The sequence below is a fragment of the Microcystis sp. M_QC_C_20170808_M3Col genome (assembly GCF_007095505.1).
GTDB lineage: Bacteria > Cyanobacteriota > Cyanobacteriia > Cyanobacteriales > Microcystaceae > Microcystis.
This window is the reverse complement of the sequence record NZ_SFBY01000376.1, coordinates 1-4,067: the sequence shown is the minus strand read 5'-3', so window position 1 is coordinate 4,067 and position 4,067 is coordinate 1. Positions and strand designations below refer to the sequence as shown.

The following is a 4,067-nucleotide window of genomic DNA, read 5'->3' as shown; positions in this document are numbered from 1 at the left end:
AGACCAGAACAGAGTAAATCTGTTAAGGCAGGTGCGGAACCCCGCAAGGGAAAGAAGCAGAAACCTAAATCGTGAGGTTTGGGAATCACCGTCCGTTTTACGGCGGTGAGGATGTCAACGGCCAAACTTTTGACTAAAAAGTGCCAGCGATTGGAGTGATCGGGGGGAGAATTCAGGGACTTTTTCCCTGAAAATTGGCTAATTGACCCCCTGAAAATCGGTAAAACCCCACACCCTACACCCTACCCCGTCAAGACAGCACCGGAGTCCGAGCATTTGTACTAAATTTTCCGAGACGTGGTGTCAATCCAGTACACTTGTTCAGCTTGAAATCAAAGCTCCTCCACAACTGGAACCGCTGCCGGCAGTGCAACCGTAGCAATAGGAAGCGGTTTGTACCTCTCCAATGAGAGCCAAAGTACCCGCTTGTAATAAATCTGGCAGGGTTAATTTTTGTCCTTGACTGGTGCAAGCGACCAGATCTTCCATCTGATTAAAATCGCAGTCATAGATATTACCCAAATAATCGATCGAAAGCTGATTACGACACATCAAATGCTCGACAGTATCGCCATTAAAATGGTCTTCGAGGAATTGAAGATAGGGTTGATAGAGTTGCCGGTGTTCCAGATGGAAGCGTGTCCTGCCGACGGGTAGGTTAGTGATAGTAAACAGATTGTTAAAAGAAATATTAAAATGTTCTTGCAAGAACTTTTTGTAATCCCGTGTCAGGGATACCTGATCCGGTGTGAGAGAAAAATTCTCTGACTTAGGAATCTGGGGATTATAGACTAAATCCACAATCAAATTCGGCTCTTGAGCGTAGCCGAGACGGTTTAACCATTGTAAAGCGGCGATCGATCGATCATAGACTCCCATACCGCGCATTTTATCCACATTATCGGCAAGATAACAGGGTAAAGAAGCCACCACCCGCAACTGATGGCCAGCGCAATATTCAGGAATATCAGTAAATCCTTTCTCGAAATAAATAGTTAAATTTGAGCGCACAATTACCTCTTTTCCCGCTTTTCTAGAGGTTTCCACAATTGGCTTAAAACCGTAGAGCATTTCCGGAGCGCCGCCGGTCAGATCGACGGTTTTAATTTGGGGAAATCTTTCGATCAGTTCGATAATTTGTTCGCACACTTCTGGAGTCATTTCTTCGGAGCGACCTGGACTAGCTTCCACATGACAATGGCTACAGGCAAGGTTACATCTTTTCCCCAAATTAATTTGCAGAACCGAGATTTTTTGCTTAGTTAAAGGAGTTTTTAGTTTCTCAACAAAAGGAGTCATGGGAGAGTAAACAGTAAACAGTGACCAATCACTAATCAATGATAACTGATAACTGAGGTATCGAACTTGTCTCGACGCTACTTTTTTAACAGCAACCGCCCCCATTATAGTGCCAAGTGGACTCGGTGATGATTATATCTTGGGGAGAGAAACGAGCTAAGTTGCCCGCAGTTTTATCACAGACGGACACTGGTAATCCTTTGGATAAAATATGCCCGACACCATCATCGAAAATTGCTTTCGTACCAGTATAAATAGCAGTTTTGCCCGTAAAAATACAGGCCCCATCTTCGGGAATAGCTACTTTAAAAGCAACGGAATCCAAACTTTCTAATAGGAGCGGCTCGGCTAAATTATAACTCTGACAGTCCAGTAAACGATAGGGACGACGGGCCCGAATTTCTACCTGACCAAAACCAGCAGCGATCAGCTGTTTAATATAATCCTCGTAGGTCAAGGCCCCCGATAGACACATAGCGCGTAAACGCTGATCTTCTTGCAAATGTTCGGGAATGGGACGAGTGGCGATCGGATCGCTCATCAGTAAACGTCCTCCCGGTTTTAAGACGCGAAAAGCTTCCCGTAAAGCTAACTGTAAATCGGCTGGTTTAAAGATATTAAAAAGACAATTCTGCGCCACTACATCGACGGAGGCATCCTCCACCGGCAATTCAAAGGCAGAACCATCTCTAATTTCCACAAAATCGAGACTAAACCAGGGATTTTCCAGCAGCGCTTCGCTGAGATTTCTTTGGGCCGCCCAACGCATTTCTGGCACTGGATCCACCGCAATGACTCCCCCTGGACGACGGGAAAAATAGGCGAATTGCAGTGCTTCTAAACCACCACCCACACCCACATACAAAACCCTGGGAGAATTGCCTAATTCATTGGCCTGCACCGTCGTGCCACAACCATAGTTCATCTCCTGCATAATGGCAGGGATTTTTAACCCCGGTAGTTGCAAAGGACTGCTTTGGACACAACATAGCCCCACTTCGGGAGTTTGGGCTACTTCCCTGTAAAATTTGGCAGTAGCTTCCAGATAAGTCATTTTCATCCTTTAAACTCCTTTTCTCTGATCAATTCAAGGACCGAATTCGCATCCTCACCCAACGCTATCGTAGCATTCGTACTGACCTATAAACGCTTAAAATGCGTCTTAGCTTATCTTGATGCTCCGAGAGATCGAATATAGTCATTTCAATTAAGATTGAGAATAGCAATGCCAGAGTTCATAAGGGTTTAACCAGTCTAGAGTGTATCAGACTTATCTGAAATGACTATAAATTTTCTTCGGCCTGTTGATAAGAGGTTTTGGCACAAGCACGCAGACAGCACTTCCTTAATTAACGCCGGACTGAGGGGAGATTTGCCTTCCAAACCTAACTTTTGGGCTTGTTTTTGCCCAATCTCCTAACTGGGATGCACCCAATATCTGCGTACCGCAACGCAGAAACCTGCGGGATCACTTTCCAGTCTATCTTATTTTCTGTACACCTAGTCGTTACTACCAATATCAATTAACAAGATGATGACTTCTAAATATTCTCCATTTTCCGAAAAACTAAAAATCGCCAATAATTCGACAATCGTAAGCCACAGTACAAGACCATAACCCTTCTAAATTACCACTTAACTTATGGTTTTTTAAAGACAGTGTAAATGGGTCTTCAGCCAGTTTTCTAAGTACATCGAAAATTTTATTTTTTAACTGGGGATTTTTCTTGATTAGCTTCTTAAACGAACGCTTAAACCCTTCACTCTATATTAGATTCATTGTTAATCCTCATTCAAATCAGCAATCAACTCTTCTACGGTTCCGCTTTTGGCTGTTCCAGTAGCGATCGCCTCTTTTAATTCCTGAAAGTTAGCTAAAATTTCTCTTTCTCTTGCTTTAGCTCTATATTGACACAAAATCTCTAACAATGACTCCTGTTCATCCTCTGATAAATTCTCAAAAGATTTGATCATTTCTGGCAAAGTCATCATTTTACCTCTTAACTATTTTCATTATATTTTAATTATTTTCAAAGATGATTTTATGGTAAACATCTGCGATTACTATCTGAATTCCCAAAGAGTTTAAATGAATTATCGTATCAGATTCATAAGCTCTAAAAAACCAATGATCGCCTTCTTTTTGAAAATGTTCAATATAACATTTTTCCTGCGAAATCAATAAATATTCCTGAAAAGTTGCAATGGTTCGATAAGCGCCAAACTTTTCTTCTCTGTCGTAACTTGCCTTTGCAGCAGACAAAACCTCAGCGATTAAAACAGGGTTAATTAAAGTATCTTTGCGTCCTTCTGGATAAGTGAGAGGTTCAGACACCACCATAATATCAGGATAGGTAGCTATTCGACGCTCAGGTATCCATAAACGCTGATCGGTGACAAAAACGGCATAGGGTTGATTGTTTAGGCCAGTATATAAAGCCACTAATAAATTACTAATAATGCGATTATGAGTCGGTGTTCCTCCTGTCATAGCAATAATTTTTCCATCCAGATATTCATGACGAGTTTGGGATGGTATTTCCTGCTCAAAATATTGACTAAGAGTATATTTTTCAGTGAGAGCGGTCATAATGAGGATTGTTTGAGAATAAGCATTTTGCAGCGTTTTTCATTTGTACCCCGTTCCCCAATTCTAACAACAAAAAAGCACCCCCTCGCGGGAGTGCCTTTTCGTTCAGACTAGGAATTAACCATTGATAGCAGGAGCAATCAGAGCCACAGGAGCCTGTTGGCCACTAGCTAAGTCT

4 protein-coding genes and 1 pseudogene are annotated in these 4,067 nt (G+C 42.2%); all 5 read right to left on the bottom strand.

Annotation, left to right across the window (positions count from 1 at the left end; translation table 11 throughout):
* Positions 1–321 precede the first annotated feature (321 nt).
* Positions 322–1,299, bottom strand: a complete 978-nt coding sequence (arsS, locus tag EWV84_RS17370; RefSeq protein ID WP_287079018.1) for an arsenosugar biosynthesis radical SAM (seleno)protein ArsS — start codon at positions 1,297–1,299, stop codon at positions 322–324.
* Between the two features lie 85 nt (positions 1,300–1,384).
* The gene (gene arsM / locus EWV84_RS17365) at positions 1,385–2,359 is read right to left on the bottom strand and encodes an arsenosugar biosynthesis arsenite methyltransferase ArsM (RefSeq protein ID WP_287079017.1); all 975 of its coding nucleotides are present in this window, start codon (positions 2,357–2,359) and stop codon (positions 1,385–1,387) included.
* Positions 2,360–2,799: 440 nt separating this feature from the next.
* Positions 2,800–3,031: pseudogene (locus tag EWV84_RS17360) on the bottom strand (type II toxin-antitoxin system RelE/ParE family toxin).
* A 50-nt stretch (positions 3,032–3,081) separates the two neighbouring features.
* Entirely contained in the window at positions 3,082–3,288 is a 207-nt protein-coding gene (locus tag EWV84_RS17355) for a hypothetical protein (RefSeq protein ID WP_287697677.1), read from the bottom strand.
* A 31-nt stretch (positions 3,289–3,319) separates the two neighbouring features.
* A complete protein-coding gene (locus EWV84_RS17350) occupies positions 3,320–3,889 on the bottom strand; it encodes a Uma2 family endonuclease (RefSeq protein WP_287079015.1) in 570 nt (189 codons plus the stop codon).
* Between the last annotated feature and the right edge of the window lie 178 nt (positions 3,890–4,067).